Genomic DNA, 18,883 nt, shown 5'->3' on the forward strand with positions numbered 1-18,883 from the left:
GAAATTACCTTTCCGGTTTTTGAGTTTTTAAACAGGAATTTCACTTTTGTGACTTTTGTGTGTTTTGACGCGCCGAGACCGTTATATCCTGAAATATAAAGAAATACTCCTTTTTCACCCCACAGTCCTTTTTCATCATAGTATGTGCTCAGCCAATCGCCGTTTTTCAATTTCTTTTTTGCAGTCTTGTCTTTTGAATTGATCACATTTATATTTACATTATATGTTCCTTTTTTCAAGACAACTGCTGAGAGATTGCGTTCTTCCCCACTTGCAGGATTGTATACGGTAATCTTATGCTTTCCAACTTTAAACTGTGTGCTTTTTATTTTAACTATTCCTTTTGAGTTTGTCTTGACCTTAAGTGTTTTTCCCTTGATTTTAAGTTTGACGTACTTGTTTTTGAGGGCTTTTCCCTTTGAATCCAAAAATGAAATCTGGAATTTCTTTTTTGATGTTGAAAACTTAACCAGGTCCTTGGCAATTATTGTTGATTTAACCTTTATGGTATTATCCGCCTGCCACTCACCCTTGACTCCCTTAAGCTGAACCATCACATTTGTGTGACGTGTTCCCAAAATATCCTTGATTTGAAAGCTTGCAATTCCTTTTGAGTTTGTAGTTTTATATGAACTTGTTGAGGGATATATTGTAAATGACACTTCAGCACCCTTTACGGGTTTTGCGTTGCTGTCTTTGACTACAACTGTGAACTTGGTGTCCTTGTCTCCATAGTATTTCACGACATTGTTGGTTATGACCCTGCTGTCAACTGTGCTTTGCTGTGTGTCCTCATCATAGTAATAGGTTGTTTCAAGTTTATCATCATCGGCCTGTGAAAGGGTGTCGGTTACTTCAACTGCGTTTAAATTCACATCATCACTGGTTGAGGTTAGTGTTTGGTTGTCATGGGCAGATACTGCAGCTATTGAAACCAGCATGACGAATATCACAAAGGTAAGGTATTTTTTATTCATGATTATAACTTTATGATTAAACGGTTATAAAATTATTCGAAAAATTCCTGGCGGATGCATCTCCACTGACGTGTTGTACTGTCAATTTCTTTAACAAGTTCAAATTCACTTCCAGGTGCGATAACAGTATCGAAGGGCGCATCATCAAATATCCCTCCAATATACATTATCCTTGATGATTCAGGCATAACAAGGATGTTAAGATATTCTGCATCGTTTTTATCCCTTGAGTTGACGTTGAATATCTCTTCACATACATACACCCCGTCAGCTGACTGGTCTTTCATAAAGTCATCATCACTTCTTATAAAAAAGAGAGTGTCCATTTTGAGGGTTTCTGATTTCTGCGCTATCAAATCAAGCATTGTCAAATCGCTTTTAAAATCATCTTCAAACAATTCCAAAAACATATCAATAGGAATGTCTATGGACTGTTCGGTAAATGGATTTACGACTATCGCCGAATAATCGCTTGCCTCAAGCATTTCTGCAAGCTCCCTCATGTGTATCAAAACGACAGAAGTCTTAAGATTATGCTTTTCGATTACACCCATGCCTGTAAATAACGGAACGGCCTTAAGAGCGTCATCTGTTGTAAGGCAGTTTATATCAAAGCTTACCTTTTCGATTTCACCGTCACTGTTTACTGTCTCAAGACCAGTGTAGGTGTCTTTTGTAAAATCTGCAGGAAGTACCATTTGGGATTTTTTTAAAAGATTTAGGAATTTGTCTGGATTGATTAATGAATTTGTCTGGTCAAATACGAGCAGTTCCTCTAATTTTTTATTGTCAATCATTTCCATAGCCATAGTTTATCTGATTAAATATATAATTATTATCAAAATATCAAATATTGTTATAAATGGCAAATTGGTTGTTTTTAAGACGGTACATATTAAAACTCCTAATAACATAATGTTTCATCAAAATCATCATCATCGATTCTTTTGATTATTTTAAGTTCTCCACTAACATAATCCTGAAATTGGTCAAACAACTCTTCCAAATAATCCAAATTAACGTCGATTAACTCATCAGAATTAATTTCAATGGAAATTTTCTCAATGATACGGAGATAGTTTCCAATAAAAGTCAACAGCTCGAATTTATCATATAAATTAAGATTGGATTCCCTTACTGCAATCCTCATATAATCTATACTTCCTAAAACTATAATCTTATTACGAGATCCTTCATATCGGTCAAAATAATCAGTGAATTCATCAATTTTATTTAAAACATCATTTTCAAGACTTTTCACTTCATCATTTGTTAGGGAAATATTGATTTTATCCAAATCAAAGTTTTTAATACTGACAAATGCATCAATAATAACATATGACGGAATATGTTCTTTTATTGACTGAATTAACAAAACACAATCATTTTCACTTATATTAACAATGTTTTTTCCAATTGTATATAATATAGTTGATATGGCTTCAAAAAATAAGAGACTTCTATTTTCAAATAGTTTTAAAAGGACAGATTCATTTAAATCATCTATTTTTTCAGGGATAACATCAAAGAGTTGATTATTCAAATAGTCATGTTTCAATTCAACAGAATAAGGTCCCCTTTCTGCCAGTGCAAAGTTATAGTGATTATTCCATCCTAAAAACTTAGACATATAAACCAATTTTTGAACTTTTATTCTGAACTCTTTACTTTCGTTGATTAATTCTTTAAAATCTTTTTTATCCTTAAATGACAGTACATTTTTCATGCAATGTAAAAAATATGCAAGTTTATTTAATTCATTCATAAAATAACCTCATATATCTTAATTACATCAGTGGTGTTTAACTAAACAATTAGTTAATACTAATTATATCATAAGTAATACTTAAATATTTTCATCCAAGCACATCTAAAACTTTAAATCAAAAAAATTCAACAAAATATGCTTCAAATATTAAATAATAATATGTACATTAATAATATATATAATTACTGTTATAACCAAGAACAATTTTTCAAACTCAGATAAAATTTACTCAATTTAAATTATAAAGCTACAAATAACTTTAAATTTCAATAATTCCAACGGAAAATTCTTAAAAATATAATTTTTTCAAAAAAATATAAAAACACTAAATGCCATAAATGAAATTATGACTAATAGATTGAAAATAGCCAAAGACTTTGCACGGAAAATACGGTCTGATAAAATCAAACTGATGGTACTGTTCGGATCAGTTGCAAGAGGAGATGACCATGAACACTCAGACATCGACATACTTGTTGTTTCAGATTACCGCAAAGACATATGGCCAAAAATTACAAACATTATTGCAGACACAATGTTAAACGAAGGAGAACTACTTTCAATACATGTAATGTCTGAAAATGTTTTCAATGAAACAAAGGATTATTCTTTTTTAACTAATGTGTTAAAAGAAGGAATTGTTCTTGAGTGAAATTAAAAAACTAACAAATAAATCATACACTAAATTAAACTCCAGTAGAGCGTTATATGAAATTAGGAATTATGCTGATTCAGTCAGTAACATATTATTAATGGCAAAAGCATTGTTGAAAAAAAGTAGATTCAAAAACTCATAAGGGAAACATGAAAAAAATAGAGAAATAATTTTAAAAAATAAAATATTATTTTTTAAGCTCCAAACGTTTTCTGCGCAAGACTTCACGGTCTTTTAAAGCAGCATCTCTACCTCTAACCATAGCCTGACCTTTGTTCAAACGAGCAGGTGTCTGAGCATTTAAACTTTTATTTAAACCTTTTGAAATGAATCTAGAAACCATTTTAAACACCTAATTAATAATATACTAACAAACACTATTTAATATTATCTAATAAAATTCAATTTTATTTTTTGTAACAACACAAACATTAATTTGACCGCCCACACTATCCAAATCAAATGAAAATTTACGTTTTGAAGAAACAATCATTATTAAAAACCTTGCAAGTTCTGCAAGCAAATGTTTTGGAAGAAAAGGGATTATTTCTAAAAATGATTCATAATTATTATTTTTCCATAATTGAAGCCTTTCATGAAATGTGTTTGCATAACTGAAATCCCTTTTATGCTGATTTTTAAAATCTTCTATTTTATTTAAATTGTTTTCATCAAATTCACCGGATTCGACAAGCATTTCATAAAAATCATCCAGATAAAAATCCAATGAAATATTAATATAATTAACAATACTTAATTCCAAATCCAAATCAATCCCTCTAATAAATGTATTGATTTCCTCATCTTGTGCAAATGAGATTATGCCAGTATTATCATAATTTTCTTCAAAATCTAAAACTGCATATTCGATTGTTCCTTCATTATTAACCATCAATCCAAGATGAATAAATGAGGGTCTATTACAATCATTGTCAAAACCTGATATAACAAGACCTGTGCCGGAATTAGCCAATTGATAGCTAAATATGTTCAATAAAGCATCATTTGCATATGCCCTGTCTTGAATACAATCCGGTATAATATCTTCAAAAGAAATATTTTGAATAAATGAGAAGGTATCCATTTTTTCAAAACCGCCAATATAATCCCAAAACAGTTCTTCATCCATATTTGCTAAGTTTTGCCTTAATTCATTTTTAAATAATGTTAAATAATATTTTACAAAATAATCAACATCATCCCCGTAAGTAAATTTAGATAAAAAATTGATAAACGCACTAGATACTTTTTTAACACTATTCAATTTATTAAAATCATTTTGTTTTTTAAATTCCTCAATTATTGATTCCATTTCAACCAAACCAAAATCAGGTTTGCCATAATACATTGCAACAATTGTCGGATCACAGCTAATTTTTAATAGTTTTTTAACACCATTGAATGTTTTTTTACCTTTAACTGTGACTGCCCCATCAGTAGCCAAAATTAAAGAATTTGGATTAATAATTAATACTTCAGATGTAATTTTTAAACCTCCATTTAATTAACTAAATTAACTATTAAACTCCATAATATTTAAATTTAAGCATTATAAACAATTAGATTAATACAATATTGATTTTATAATATAATTTTTAAAAATAAACTATTTTAACGAAATTAAATCAAAATTTACCCAATATTATAAAAAAATATAATGATGAAAAAATCCAAAATCTATTGAACATACAAATTAATTGCATTTATTCAAGAACACCATTCCAACAACGTATATTTCGTTGAGAAAGATACGTTAAAATTCTTATTTTTTAAAATAAAAAATCAAAAACTTTATATATTATGTTTCAATGACTACAATTTTTCAAAATGACCTCAACAAGAATTATATACTGTTAAATACATATATTAACCCTTGAAAAGACCTCAATTAGTTAATACACTTGGAAGGAGGTAGATAACATGAAAGTATTTTTAATACATGTTTATTTATTAATCAGTTCAGTTCTGCCCCATTACTGTTTTGGTGTTCTTTCCATACGTGCACGGGAGGTGAAAATATGGAGTTAATTATCTTCATCATAGGAACATATTGTTTTAACATCATGACATTAATGAACCTATTGAAAGATAGAAGATACTAGCTCTAAATTTACCTCACAAAGGTAATTAAATATAAACAAGTCAATGAAGGTCTTTGAAAACTTCTGTTTTCACGAGGTCTTTTCCCCAGAGATAGCTAACTGTTTAATTACCTATTTTTAAAAAATTCGTTAAGTTTATATATTTCATTCAAATATACAATTATACAAGAGAGTTACTTCAAAGTAAACCTCTAGTGTACGTGAAAATGTATTAATATTTTAATGTCTATGGGGCATTGCGGAGAGTATTCTCTGCAATAAGACATTAATCAACTTATTTTTGAAAATTCATTGAGTTTTTCTGACTGTTAGAAATTTGCATCAGGTTGATGATTAAGATATTTTTTGGTTGATGATTAATTTTTAAAAATTCACTAAATCACTTATTTTTCAATTTAAAGCATTTTAAACAAAATAAAAAAAATCATGATGGTTGATGATTAAGGTTGATGATTAATGACAAGTCACTCAAATTGCCCACCAATGCCCATTGAAAACACGATTAAATGAAAGTTTTGACCAACTTATATGAACATTTCACAAATCATTAAGTATAGAAAAAGTGATTTTCAATAATCAAAAGACAAGAACGGAAACATACCATGGGCAATCATGATTTACTCCGGAAAGCTTCCAAAAACAGATTGGATTAAGGTGAAATATGAATTGCCTACATATACACCAATTAAATAAGTGGAGAAACTCCACTTAATAATTTGTATACCAGACAGTTGCCTTATAAGGAGCGTATCCGTTAATCAGTTTTGTTGAAATGTGTGCTCCTTTTCCCTTAACTGTCTTGGTTTTTATTTTTCCTTTTTTGTTTTTAAAGAAGAATTTTACTTTTACAAGTTTTGTGTGGTGCGGATCGATGTCTCCGTTGTATCCTGTTCCGACATACCATGTTGTAACGCCGGTTCCTCTGTCAAACTGCATGTTGCCGGAGTATTCGACATAACCTGCCATCGCATCCCCATTTTTAAATATTTTTGCTTTAGGTGCCCATAATACCCCAGGTTTGAAATTATAAATCTTAACTGTTGTCTTATGTGTTTTAACAGCACTTACATCATGTGCTGAAGCGGCACAAACGATGATTAAGGCACCGATTAAGATTAGAAAAATAATTAAATGCTTTTTATTAAAACTCATTTTATCACTATATTATAATATTGAGTTTAGAATATAAATAGTAATACTAAAAAAAGAAAAAAATAGCTTAAATTAAGCTATTTTACAACTATTTCGTTTAATGCGTTTTCATCAGTTACAGAAATTATGACAAGTTTGCCGTTTTTGGCATATGTAAATCCTTCAAAAGGTGAAACATCATATTCGTAACCTTTTACGCCATTGATTGTTTTTTCAGCACCGCCAATGTATGACGGGATGGTATCATCAACTTCCACACCTTCATAGGTTGCAACACCGATCGAGATTACCTCTTTATCGTTTTCGTATGTTTTTCCCCATGTTGTGTATTCAACACCTTTGGTATTATTGACATCACCATTTACGGCCAGGCTTTCATCTTCTGTGTAACCTGCAGGAATTACAAAGTCTATTCCGTCAATTGTTACATTTTCCGCTTCATTTGAACCGCCTGTCAAATCGCCAAGGTCGAATGCTGAAACCGCACCGATTCCAACGGCCACAATTAACAGGGCAAATATTGCAAGTATCTTTTTGTCCATTAAATAACCTCCAAAATATGTTTAATTATTTATAAAAACATTAAAATAAAGTTATTGTAATGTATTCATACTCAGTCCTTTCCCATGGCTCCTATCATCAATGCCATGTCTTTTGATTTGATTACAACTAATTTTTCATCTTCCTTATATGAAAAAGTGTATGTACCGTTTTTATCAACCAGATATCCTTCAACAGATCCGAACATTGTTTTTCCGGAAGTTATGTTTTTGGACGGATTCTTTTTGACTTTTTTCACGGTTCCGTTGTTTATGACGCTTATTTTCAGTTTGTCTTTTTCGTGCCTGAAATCCATTTGTGTGGAATTTTCAAATGTCACCTCATAATCTGTCGGAACTGTGAAATTGATTCCGTTGATTTCATGTATTTCAACTTCCCTATATGCGAAAATGCCCTCATCCGGCATGAATGATTCGGCACTTACGCATGCAATCAATGCAAACAGAAGCAGTATGGACATGAGATAGTAGATTTTCATAATATTGATTATGCCAAAAGTGGTTAATATAGTTATCAAATCAAAAATAGTTTACAAATAATCCTAAATAATTGCTTTAATTAATTTTAGGCATGTAAAAATAAGTAAATCTTTAAATAAGACATTAAATCATAATATAACTTGTAACATTTTCCTGTGTTACACTAAAAAAATTTTTTAGTTTAAGTTCTAAAGGTTCCATCCACCTTTAGGCTTAACATTTGAAACCTTTTTTTGAAAAGAATCTACACTATAATTTCATATAATCTTGTTTCGTTGGTAACACCTACCAATATGCCCTTGTCATCATGGACATATCCGAAGTAGTGCAGGTCCCCTTCTGTGTAATTCCATCCTTCATGACCGTTGATTGATGTTTTTGTTGCATTTTCCTTTTCAAGCTCTTCCAAACTCAATCCCATCCAGTCAGATATGACTGTAATGACTATTTCTCCATTGTATTCATTGATATAAAAACAGGTTTGACCGTCTGATCCCAAATCATCAAAGTCTTCGGCGTCCTTTGACTCTCCAAAGCCTTCAGGAATTGTAAAATCCACACCTTCAAATGTTATGTTTTCGGTCTGGTTTGAGTATTCAATATCACTTGCACCGGCTATGCCTAAAATCAAAAATGCAAATAGAACTGCAAGAATTATCCTTTTCATAGTTAATTGTTGTTTTTACTATAAAATAAATATTTCCATATGGCCATTCGATTACTATCACAATACTGTAATTGAGATTAAATAATTTAATAAATTTAACCTAAAAGTATTAAAATAATTAAAGATAAACTAAATTTAATCAATATTAAATTAAAAAAGAATAAATGAGGAGATAGTAATGGATATGAACCAGATAAAAAATGGAATTTTTTCATTCATCATACCGGGATTAGGACAATACCTGCTTAATGACAAACAAAAAGCAATCGGATTATTCGCCGGAGCAGTAGCGCTTCATCTGGCAATATGGTTTTTCATGAACAACCCAGCAGGAAGCCTTATTAACACGTTATACCATGCATACGCAGGATATGATGCCTATAAAAAAAGTTAAAAAAAAGCAAATGAAATCATTCATTTGCCGGTTTAATTTTAGTCAATACAAATCCAACAACCAAAACTGCAACAATAATAATTACATCAATCATTATCTCAAACTGCTTAGCTGTTGAGAACAGCTGAACAATACCAATCGCCCACATCACTATCAAAACAATCGGAAGCAGGTATTTGATTACAAAGGACCAGGTTTTACCCACATTAAATGTGGAGTGCTCATTAAGTGCAGGTAAAAAGTGTTCCACCCCATAAAACCAGGCGAATACAATGCACTGAACACCAATCAAAAGCAATATTCCGAATTCATTAACAAATGAATCGATAATTCCCACAAGGTAACTGCTGATTCCTGTTGTTAGGATAAGTGAAAAAATACAGCCGATTATGCTTAAAACAGTAGCTGTTTTCTTACGGGACCATCCGAGTTTGGCGCCTGTTGAGTTGAGCATCGGCTCGAAGAATCCTAAAGCGGAAGTGATACCTGCAAATAGAATTGCTAAAAACAGCAGAGGAGCAATGATTCTTCCAATAGGACCCATGATATTGAAAATCATCGGGAAAACGATAAAAATCAAACCTGTCCCTTCTGTAATCAGCTGAACCATAGGAGTACCATTGGTTACAGACATATAACCTAAAATTGAAAATACTCCGAATGCAGTACAAATCTCGAATAATGAATTTGATGCAACTACAATCAGCACATTATCAATCAGTTTGGAGTTTTCAGGCAGATAACTTGCATATGTAAGTGCAATAGCCTGACCCATACTTAAGGAGAAGATGATTTGTGCAAATGCAGCAAGCCATATATTGACATCCAGAAGCTTATTCCAGTCAGGAGTAAGCAGTGTTGAAATACCAACCTCTGCACCAGGCAAGGTCAATGCATAAACAATGATGAATCCCATTATAACAAATAAAGCGGGAATAAGAATTTTTGATACCTTACCAATACCCTTATCCACATTTCTATGAGAAATGAACCATAAAACAATCCATAACAGCAGAACGCCGATGGTTGTCGGGATAAGCAGGAAACTGGCATTTGACAGGTTAGAACTGCCACCTACAGTATTGACAAAGTAATGTGCAGCATCAGTTCCCCAGCTAAATGTGAAACTGGAACCCAAATACACCAGATCCCAACTAAGAATAACCATATAATAAATAGTAACTATAAATACAAATAACACCAAAATCCAAGCGATAATCTCAAATTTTGGATTGATAGATTTCATAATCTTCGAAAAGGATTCCTTAAACGAGAATCCCACACCATATTCCAATATTAAAAATGGAATTCCCATTATAGCAATTGCGATAAGATAAGGAATGAAAAATGAACCTCCACCATTGGAATAAAGTACATAACTGAATCTCCAAATGTTTCCCAATCCTACAGCAGCTCCAATCATGGCAAAAATAAATGCCAATGACGAATCCCATTGAGCTTGTTGTGACATAAATATTATTTTTGTAAAAATGTATATAATAACCTTTACATAATTAATAGTGATGAATGTATTTGACAAATTTTTAATGGGCGAGACAACAGGCATAAACTGGTGCTTTGAAAATCGCCATTTCATAAACAGACTGCAGGACAACGGATTGAGCCGTGAATATGTCATAGACTGCATAATGATGGAAGAACCAATCAGCTACGAGCATGTTGAAGCAGACAAATATGCGGTTGTTTATAAGGCTCCTGCAAATAAGGACTATAAAGAAATAAGAGTGCTGATGGCCTGCAGCGGAAATTCAATTGATCTGGTCACAGTCATGAGAAACAATGAAACAACAACCAGTCGCCAGAACAGACAATACCAGTCAGACAAGAAAAAGGCACTTGAAAAAAAGCGTTTGAAAGCTCTGTCAAAAAGAAAATGGTGAATAAAAAAAAAGTTTAAGATTTAAAAGAATCCTCTTTTAAACCTTTTTGAAATTGAAATTGCAACTTATACCTATTCTGAACAATATTACTCCTTTTGCTCCACCTTCCTTAGATGCTTTTGCATCTTTTAGAAGAGATTTCTGAGTCAGTTTTTTGGCATTGTTATCAGAATGATATGACTGCAGACCTGTCCAGACCTGAGCTCCGTTTGACTGGCCGACAAAAGTTTTGGTTACGGATTTAACCCATTTGGTTGTCTGATGGTAATTGCCCTTATAAACCATAGGAAGCAACACATCAACATATTTGCTCATTGTAGAGACATCCTGACCATAATAATAAGTCATCATGCTTGGTTCGGGCATTAAAGCCGCTGAAACAATGCAATTCGGTTTTATTTTATGGATTTGTGTGGAAGCCTTTTTGATAAAGTAATTTACCGCACGGTTCGGATCCTTATAAAGGTGTGCTGTTCCTCCAAACCTTACATAATCAAAGTGAATTCCATCAACGCCTTTGATTTTAGCATATTTTTTAGCTTCCTTGATTTTCTTGTTTAAAAATCCGTATTTAATTGTATTATCTTTATTTATTGGTCTGACCCATTTTCCTCCACTGTAGCATATCTGCATCCACAAATGAACTTTCATACCATATTTATGTGCCTTTTTGATAAATGACACAACGGCAGACTTACCGTGAAGCGCAATTGATTGGACATGAAGGAAAATCTGTTTTGTACCACGTTTGGAAAGGCTTTTAAGATTTACCTTTTTCATGTGAGCTGACCACAGCCAGTAACCGTTACCTTTTCCCATTTTGGCCTTTACCTTGATTTTAGCTGAACCGCTTGATGCAAGGTACGGAGCGGATTTTTTAAAGGAATACTTGACAGTGTATGTTCCTTTCTTAAGGTTAAGGTATATTTTGGCAATACCGTTATTGTTGGTTTTTGCAGTATAGGTTTTACCTGCAACCTTGAATGTGACCCACTGGTTTTTAATTGCCTTGCCGTCCTTTGTAAGCAGTTTAACATAAAAGAGACATTTTGAGCCCTGACGATAATTGATATACTTATCTCCCAGGCTAAGTTTGGTTTTTGTTGGATCTTTTACAGTTACAGTGGAGGTTGCTGTTGCATCGCTTGTTTGATTGTCACCTGCATAGTAAAACTTGGCAGTGTATGAGCCGGTTTTGAGATTTACAGACAGACTTCCCTCACCATTTGCATCGGTGGTTCTGGAATATGTCACTCCATTGAGGAGTATTGATACCTTTTTAGATGCTAGAGGCTTATTGTCTGAAGTTAATTTGAAAGTTACTGTTGTTTCGAATGAATTGTAGCCTGTTACTTTAGAAGAAGTAATTGTAGAGGTGGTCTTATTTACCTCTACAGTTGCATTTTCCTTTACAGGTTCAACTGCATCGTTTTTTTGACTGATTTCATCATCAATTCCAGCTGAAACGTCTTCCTGAAGTTCCATATCCTCGCCGACACTCTCACTGACGACATCCGTTGCATTCTCATTGGCCGAAACCGCCGAAACTGCAAGAATTGCCACAATGAAAATTGACAGCATTAAAAGTTTATTTTTCATAAATATCTCTCGTTACACATTATTAAAGTTAATATAGTTTATCAGTCCGTATCTGAAAAGCATTACTCCATATGCTCCGCCCAGAGCCGCTGCATCAGCATCCCCCATCAATTCCTTGGCAGATAGCTTATTCAATTTTGAATCTGACTTGTATGTTTGAAGACCTGTCCAGATTTTAGCTTTCTTGGATTGCTTTGCAAATGCCTTGGTTACGGATTTGATCCATTTTGTACCTGCATGATAGTTTCCTTTATAAACCATCGGGACAATTACATCAACATACTTGCTCATTGTCGGAATGTCCTGAGCATAATACTTTTTCATGCTTGACGGTTCAGGCATTACCGCTGCAGACACTATCAGCTTCTTGTTAACTTTGTGAACTGCAGTTGAAGCCTTTTTAACAAAGTAATTTACAGCCTTGATGGAATTCTTGTATTGGAAAGCATTTCCAGGATACCTTACATAATCAAAATGAACCCCAGCAACACCTTTTACCTTAGCAAGAGTTTTTGCCTCTTTGACTTTTGAATTCAAAAGATTGTAATTGAGTTTGCCCTTTTTAATCGGATTTTTCCATCCTCCTGCTGTGGTGTAGAATACCTGCATCCACAGATGGACCTTTATGCCATGTGCTTTTGCATCCTTTATCCATGTTTCAACATAAGTCTTGCCGAATCTTTCAATTGCTTTTGCATTCAAGAATATGTGCTTTGTTCCATATTTTTGGAGAGTCTTGAAGTTTACTCCCTGCATGTCCAATGACAAAAGCCAAATTCCGTTGTTACGGGCCTGTTTTGGTTTGACTTTTATCTTGAATGTTTTTGAAGCCTTGTTGTATGGAGATTTCTTGGCAAAGCTCACCTTGATTTTATATGTTCCGGTCTTCAGCTTGATTTTGATTGTAGCAATACCCTTGCTGTTGGTTTTTCTGATGTACTTTTTACCGTTTAACTTGAAAGTGACTTTTTTTGATTTTAAAATGTTTCCTCGTGCATCTGTGAGTTTTATTTTAAAGTAAGCCGCTTTTTTATTTCTGTATATTATTGAATTGGCCTTTGCAATCTTGGTAGGCATTCCCTTTTTGACTGTTATCTTGACAGTGCCGGATGTGGATTTAATATTCTTTTCACCGGCATAGGAGTATGACAGCTTATAGCTTCCTTTTGCCTCACTTATATCTATGCTTGCTTTTCCATTGGAATCTGTCTTTTTGCTAACGGTTTTTCCGTTAATCTTAAATGTGATTATCCTTCCGGAAAGTGGTGTGTCTCCAGCAGTTAAAGTTACTGTATATGTATTTTTAACCCCCACATAGGCCGTATATGATGATGCCTTGATTTTGGAAGTTGAAGTGGTTATTACAAAGATACTAGTCTGGTTGTGTGAACTTTCATATCCATCAGCGGAAAATGAGTACCTGACAGTATATGTTCCCGGATTTAATGTAATTTTGAGTTTTGCAACTCCGTTGCTGTCAGTTGTTGCATTTGATTCAACACTGTTCAGTGTGAATTTAACAGGTTTATCTGAAATTGCTGAACCGTTGCTGTCGGTTAATTTCACTGAAAAGTCTTCTCCCTTGACAATATTTGTGTCTTCACTTTTTATTGTTGTTTGAACTGTTGAATTTTCAGCGATTGTTTCCTGACTGGACTCCTCCAAAACAGTTTCCTGTGAGTCCATATCCTGTGCATTAACAATATCAGTTTCATTGGCTGCACTTACAGCACCTATCATGAAAAATAAGATTAAAATGACTGATACTATTAATGCTTTATTTTTTATCGAAATGTTTTCACCTCTCTGTTAAAGGTATATCAAAAAACATATATAAATCTTTTTAATAAGAAAATAGGATTAAAACGACTTAATTTAATAAAAAAAGATTAAAAACATACAGAAATTAGTATAAAAAGAACAGTCATGATAAAATAACTTCCAATAAGCTTAAATATAGTGAATTGAAATTATATTAATAGTGACTTTTTAAGATTTTAAATCTTGATTTAAAATAGGATTAAAGAAAAAATAAATAGAAAATAGATAATAATAAATAATTTGAATTAATTAAAGACTGAAAATAGCTAATCAAGACCCGTTACATGATTTATTTTAAAAAAATGTTAATGAAACTAACCGGTCAAATTAAACATCAACCTGCCAGTTCCATTGTAAGTAATCTCCATCTCATCGCATTGAGGAGAGAGATTTTCTAAAAGTGAAGTTCCATCATCCGAACTCATATACTGAGGCAAGTAATTTGAAATGTAAATCGGATATACTGTACACACACCAGTATCGTTAACCAAATCAATCTTTACAAAGTATGCAGTATGTGTTGCAGTATTTGACTGGTCAAATATGAAATTGCCCAATGAATAGAAAATCGGTTTTCCGTTATACATTTCTATTCCCTGTGTCACATGCGGATGAGCCCCTAAAACCACATCTGCACCATAATCTATTAATTCATGAGCTATCTTAACCTGGTTTTCATTCGGAGAATTTGAATACTCATTTCCAAAGTGCATATATGCAATAATCAGGTCTGAATCATTATTTTCTTTAATCTGCATTTGAGCGTCATCTGAATCATATGCTGAATATCCAGGTGAAGAACCATTAGCATAAGGCATCACGTCCTGAGAGTATTCGGCGAAGTTTTCAGAATCCATATAATTGAGGATGGTGATTTTTCGACCGTTGAGCTCTTTTACGACACACTGGTGAGCTTCATCCTCACTGTTTCCAGCACCCATTGGAGTGATGTCGGCATCCTTTAGGTTTTCAATTGTGTCATTCATCCCCAAAATTCCATAGTCAAGGGCATGATTATTTGCAAGTGCAGCAACGGTCAGGTCATTTGCTTTTGCAAGCGGCACATAGCTTGGATCACACTTAAGAGGAACATCACCTTTAAGCGCATCACCTGAAGTGGTGGCCGCATTTTCAAAGTTAATCAGCAATAAATCAGCATTTGATGTGACATCGCTTACACCTTCAAATGGAGAGGAATCCATGCTCAATACATTAGGCATCTTACGGGCAAACATCACATCTCCCGTAACTGCAATTGAAGCATTTTCTTTTGGTTCAAGATTGACAACAGATTCTGTTGGGTTAAATAGCGTTGCCAAAACAGCCACAATGAGCAATATCACTAAAACAACTAGCAATATGTTTTTAAGCTTCATCTTCCACTAGGCCTTCATCGTCTTCTGAAAAGAGCTGATTCAGCATCCATTCGGAATCATATTCCATTATGTCATCATATCCCTGACCAACACCTAAAAACATGATTGGCTTTTGGATTACATAACCGATTGAAAGTGATGCACCACCTTTGCTGTCTGCATCTGCCTTTGTAAGAATAACCCCATCAATATCGATTGCTTCGTTGAATTTACGGGCCTGTTCGGTTGCATCATTACCAGTAATTGCATCACCGACAAAAATGACCAGATCAGGTTTTGATACCCTTTTGATTTTTTTCATCTCGTCCATAAGATTGGTGTTGGTCTGCATTCTTCCGGCAGTATCGATTAATACCAGTTCCTTGCCCTGTGCACGGGCGTGTTCCACTGCATCAAATGCAACAGCCGCAGGGTCTGATCCTTTTTGGTGCTTGATGATTTTAACTCCCACATTGTCTGCGTGATGAGTAACCTGTTCAATAGCACCTGCACGGAATGTATCTGAAGCAGCTATTACTGGAGTATAACCTTTTTTAAGGTAATAGTTTGCAAGCTTTCCGATTGTAGTGGTTTTACCTGTTCCGTTGATTCCGACAAACATTACCACCAGAGGTTCGCCCTGAGATTTTTTCTCTTCAATCATTTCAGTCATTGATTTACCTTCAATGCTGATGATTTTTTTAACAGCGTCCTGGAGAGCATAAAAAGTGTATTCAGTGATGTCATTGCTTCTTTTGATTTTTTTACCGACCAAATCATTTTTTACGCTTTCAACAACTTCAGTTGCAACTTCCATTGCAACATCTCCCTGAAGCAATTCCATTTCAAGTTCAAAAAGAATGTCTTCAACGTGTTTTTCCTGAATGGTTTTCTCACGTACAAAAGAAAATATTCCTCCTTTTGCTTCACCGTCAGCAGAGACGTCTTCTGTTGTTTCATCATTATCTTTGTTTCTACTCCAGAAATGAGATTTTTTCTCTTCTTCAGCTTCCTCATCATCAAAAGCCTCTTCTTCATCACCACTACGATTCCAAAAGCGAGATTTCTTCTCTTCTTCAACTTCCTCATCTTCAGAAGTTTCTTCTTCATCTTTGTTTCTACTCCAGAAATGAGATTTCTTCTCTTCCGGAGATTCCTCATCAGCTTCCTCATCTTCAGAAGTTTCTTCTTCATCATCACTGCGATTCCAAAAGCGGGATTTCTTCTCTTCTTTAGTTTCTTCAACTACTTCTTCAGCACTTTCCTCAGCTTCAGGCAATAAGTTTTCATCCTCTTTTGGTTCTTCTTTTTTCTTTCCGAATGAGAAAAATGAAAATCTGGAACCGGACTCTTCCTGAAGGTTGTCCTCAGCTTCAGCTTCTTCAATTAGTTCTTCTTCTAGTTTTTCACTAGTTCTTGAGAATTTCTTTTTTAATGATTCAAACAAAAATAACCCAACCTAAATTATTAATTTATATTAATAATTACTATGTTTATCATACTATTTAAAAAATAAGAAAATTATTGTTCGAAAATAAAAAAAGAAGAGGATTAAGATAAATCCTCACACAAAGAGTATGGTGAATGTTGACGGCATTATTTCTTGTCACCGGCAAATTTGATAACGACATCACTTCCTGAAGGCAATGGAATCATCTCACCAGAGTAACCGGTTGTTGTTCCATCATTGGATCCATAGATAGTGAGTTTCTTGTTATCCAAATCGTTGCCGTACATGTCTTTTACAAAGGCCCTGACGCTTCTTGATCCTGAACCCCAGTATGAGTATGTGGTGAACATGTAGTAGTACCCACACGGGTCGGATCTTTTTAGAGACTTCAATTGTCGCTTTAGCGGTTGGTTTTTTGAAGTTTTTGTTTCCTTTAAAAGTTATCCGAACCTTGTGTTTTCCGACATTTATGCCTTTGGTTTTAAGGATAGCATAACCATCTTTTTTTGGTTTTTATGGTGTAATTTTTGGATTTTTTAGCCTTTGCAGACACTGCTTTAGTAGCTATGCTGACTTTGACCTTGTGCTTTCCTACCTTGAGTTTATAAGCATTATAATAAGCTACACCACTTCCACCAGTAGTCACATAAACCTTTTTGGCCTTTTTGCCAGCATATACCTTTTTTTGGTTTTATTATTACCAATTATATCTGCCGATGAATCAGCAGCACTAACCGATGATAAAGTTATGAAAATAATTAATAAGAAAAGAATAGTCCATTTTTTGTTTATCATGAGACATATTTTTCTTTTTGAAGATATTTAAGTCGAATAAAGCAAAATATTTAATTAAAAGTTAACTAAATTTCCCATACAATTATCTGAGATGCATCAGTGATTATCCAACCCTCACTGAAATGACAGCTTTCACCATTAACTTAATCAACAATTATAATTTCATGTAAATATTGCTATAAACTTGTTAAATTATGAAATAAAATCAATAATGCTTTTAAAAAAAACATATCTTTATATAAAACTGTTTTATAATAATTAATTGCTCATGAGTAGTTTACATTTGATTTCTAGAAATCTTTTATTGAATTAAAAGGAGATTTAGAAAGTTATGGAATTAACTCGAAAATACCATTTAAATGATAAAACGATGAAATATCAATCTTTTGCTCAATCTAAACGTCAGCACCAATATTTAAATTTTCCAGGTGAGTTTAAATCAAGACTGCCTCAGGAAATGATATTTACTGACATGACCTCCGCCAGGGCAGATGAACTGTATTTCAATGATGAAAATTTGCTGATAGATCTTGAAGAAGAAAGTGACTATCTGGATAGTGAAACCTTTGAAAAGTTTGCAAAGTATGTTATATTCATCGCCTACTGGTATCTGAAAAGAAAACCGTATCTTGCAGTAATATGTCACAAAAAACCCAAAAAAGAGAGTGAATGTTTTGAATACGCACCTTCACTTTATATCAGAGTACACTACATCTATTTCGACCAGCAAGACCTCTGGAAGAAATATGAAAATGTTATAAATAAAGTCAAACATAATATAGAACTGACAGACATGGAAGCCTTGGATATTGCATTTACAAGCAAATTCATCTCTAAAAAATATGCCCCATACATTGTTGAAAGATTATGTGAAGTATTTAAGGATGCAAAAATTAAAGACAAGGTTTTAAAACTTGACGTAAAAGTCATTTTAAGCGGAATGATATTAAAACACATTAAAGGTGAAAAAAAGCAATACAGATTAATGGAGATGATACAAATGAGAGAAATAAAAAACGAACTTGACGAACTCGTATACGAAGAATACGGAGACAAACTCTACGCAAAAGACCAAGAAATAGAAAACAAAGAAAAAACAATAATCTCACAAGCAAAAACCATCAAAACAAAAAACAACGAACTCAAAAACAAAGACAATGAACTAAAAACCAAAGACAAACAAATCAACAACCTAAACAAATCCAAC

20 protein-coding genes are annotated in these 18,883 nt (G+C 33.3%); 4 read left to right on the forward strand and 16 right to left on the reverse strand.

Annotation, left to right across the window (positions count from 1 at the left end):
- The 3 genes from IJ258_RS09315 to IJ258_RS09325 all read right to left on the reverse strand — a co-directional run.
- On the reverse strand, positions 1-977 hold a 977-nt coding region (locus tag IJ258_RS09315), incomplete at its 3' end, for an Ig-like domain-containing protein (protein WP_292806240.1).
- A gap of 32 nt (positions 978-1,009) precedes the next feature.
- Entirely contained in the window at positions 1,010-1,780 is a 771-nt protein-coding gene (locus IJ258_RS09320) for an SseB family protein (RefSeq protein WP_292806242.1), read from the reverse strand.
- A 101-nt stretch (positions 1,781-1,881) separates the two neighbouring features.
- A complete protein-coding gene (locus IJ258_RS09325) occupies positions 1,882-2,742 on the reverse strand; it encodes a hypothetical protein (RefSeq protein ID WP_292806244.1) in 861 nt (286 codons plus the stop codon).
- 349 nt (positions 2,743-3,091) lie between these two features.
- On the opposite strand from IJ258_RS09325, the gene IJ258_RS09330 reads away from it, so the two are divergent.
- A complete protein-coding gene (locus IJ258_RS09330) occupies positions 3,092-3,397 on the forward strand; it encodes a nucleotidyltransferase domain-containing protein (protein WP_292806246.1) in 306 nt (101 codons plus the stop codon).
- Positions 3,398-3,587: 190 nt separating this feature from the next.
- On the opposite strand, the gene IJ258_RS09335 is transcribed toward IJ258_RS09330, so the two are convergent.
- The 6 genes from IJ258_RS09335 to IJ258_RS09360 all read right to left on the reverse strand — a co-directional run bounded on the left by IJ258_RS09335 (position 3,588) and on the right by IJ258_RS09360 (position 8,361).
- Entirely contained in the window at positions 3,588-3,743 is a 156-nt protein-coding gene (locus tag IJ258_RS09335; protein ID WP_292806248.1) for a hypothetical protein, read from the reverse strand.
- 48 nt (positions 3,744-3,791) lie between these two features.
- Complete coding sequence (locus tag IJ258_RS09340) at positions 3,792-4,844, reverse strand: hypothetical protein (RefSeq protein WP_292806250.1); 1,053 nt, start codon at positions 4,842-4,844, stop codon at positions 3,792-3,794.
- 1,366 nt (positions 4,845-6,210) lie between these two features.
- The gene (locus IJ258_RS09345) at positions 6,211-6,654 is read right to left on the reverse strand and encodes a hypothetical protein (protein WP_292806252.1); all 444 of its coding nucleotides are present in this window, start codon (positions 6,652-6,654) and stop codon (positions 6,211-6,213) included.
- Between the two features lie 77 nt (positions 6,655-6,731).
- Positions 6,732-7,196, reverse strand: a complete 465-nt coding sequence (locus IJ258_RS09350; RefSeq protein WP_292806254.1) for a hypothetical protein — start codon at positions 7,194-7,196, stop codon at positions 6,732-6,734.
- 71 nt (positions 7,197-7,267) lie between these two features.
- A complete protein-coding gene (locus tag IJ258_RS09355; RefSeq protein WP_292806256.1) occupies positions 7,268-7,693 on the reverse strand; it encodes a hypothetical protein in 426 nt (141 codons plus the stop codon).
- A gap of 245 nt (positions 7,694-7,938) precedes the next feature.
- Complete coding sequence (locus IJ258_RS09360; RefSeq protein WP_292806258.1) at positions 7,939-8,361, reverse strand: hypothetical protein; 423 nt, start codon at positions 8,359-8,361, stop codon at positions 7,939-7,941.
- A 184-nt stretch (positions 8,362-8,545) separates the two neighbouring features.
- Here IJ258_RS09360 and IJ258_RS09365 point away from each other — a divergent pair, with 184 nt between their 5' ends.
- The gene (locus IJ258_RS09365) at positions 8,546-8,755 is read left to right on the forward strand and encodes a hypothetical protein (RefSeq protein WP_292806260.1); all 210 of its coding nucleotides are present in this window, start codon (positions 8,546-8,548) and stop codon (positions 8,753-8,755) included.
- A gap of 16 nt (positions 8,756-8,771) precedes the next feature.
- On the opposite strand, the gene IJ258_RS09370 is transcribed toward IJ258_RS09365, so the two are convergent.
- Positions 8,772-10,226, reverse strand: a complete 1,455-nt coding sequence (locus IJ258_RS09370; RefSeq protein ID WP_292806262.1) for a sodium-dependent transporter — start codon at positions 10,224-10,226, stop codon at positions 8,772-8,774.
- 52 nt (positions 10,227-10,278) lie between these two features.
- Between IJ258_RS09370 and IJ258_RS09375 the strand changes: the two genes are divergently transcribed.
- Positions 10,279-10,656, forward strand: coding sequence for a hypothetical protein (locus IJ258_RS09375; protein WP_292806264.1), 378 nt, complete (start codon positions 10,279-10,281; stop codon positions 10,654-10,656).
- Between the two features lie 36 nt (positions 10,657-10,692).
- Here the strand turns inward: IJ258_RS09375 and IJ258_RS09380 are convergent, their stop codons facing one another.
- From IJ258_RS09380 to IJ258_RS09405, 6 genes are all read right to left on the reverse strand, one after another.
- A complete protein-coding gene (locus IJ258_RS09380) occupies positions 10,693-12,255 on the reverse strand; it encodes a putative glycoside hydrolase (RefSeq protein WP_292806266.1) in 1,563 nt (520 codons plus the stop codon).
- Positions 12,256-12,267: 12 nt separating this feature from the next.
- Positions 12,268-13,995 (reverse strand): Ig-like domain repeat protein, encoded by a 1,728-nt coding sequence (locus IJ258_RS09385; RefSeq protein ID WP_292806268.1) that lies wholly within the window; start codon positions 13,993-13,995, stop codon positions 12,268-12,270.
- Positions 13,996-14,390: 395 nt separating this feature from the next.
- Entirely contained in the window at positions 14,391-15,452 is a 1,062-nt protein-coding gene (locus IJ258_RS09390; RefSeq protein ID WP_292806270.1) for a CapA family protein, read from the reverse strand.
- Positions 15,442-16,878, reverse strand: coding sequence for a signal recognition particle-docking protein FtsY (gene ftsY, locus IJ258_RS09395; RefSeq protein WP_292806272.1), 1,437 nt, complete (start codon positions 16,876-16,878; stop codon positions 15,442-15,444). Before ftsY ends, IJ258_RS09390 begins: the two co-directional genes overlap by 11 nt.
- A gap of 149 nt (positions 16,879-17,027) precedes the next feature.
- Complete coding sequence (locus IJ258_RS09400; RefSeq protein ID WP_292806274.1) at positions 17,028-17,273, reverse strand: hypothetical protein; 246 nt, start codon at positions 17,271-17,273, stop codon at positions 17,028-17,030.
- An 89-nt stretch (positions 17,274-17,362) separates the two neighbouring features.
- Positions 17,363-17,527: a hypothetical protein gene (locus IJ258_RS09405; protein ID WP_292806276.1), complete on the reverse strand. Its 165-nt coding sequence runs from the start codon at positions 17,525-17,527 to the stop codon at positions 17,363-17,365.
- A 480-nt stretch (positions 17,528-18,007) separates the two neighbouring features.
- On the opposite strand from IJ258_RS09405, the gene IJ258_RS09410 reads away from it, so the two are divergent.
- The coding region (locus IJ258_RS09410; protein WP_292806278.1) for a hypothetical protein at positions 18,008-18,883 on the forward strand (876 nt) is incomplete at its 3' end.

Source organism: Methanobrevibacter sp., assembly GCF_017468685.1.
Taxonomy (GTDB): Archaea; Methanobacteriota; Methanobacteria; order Methanobacteriales; family Methanobacteriaceae; genus Methanocatella.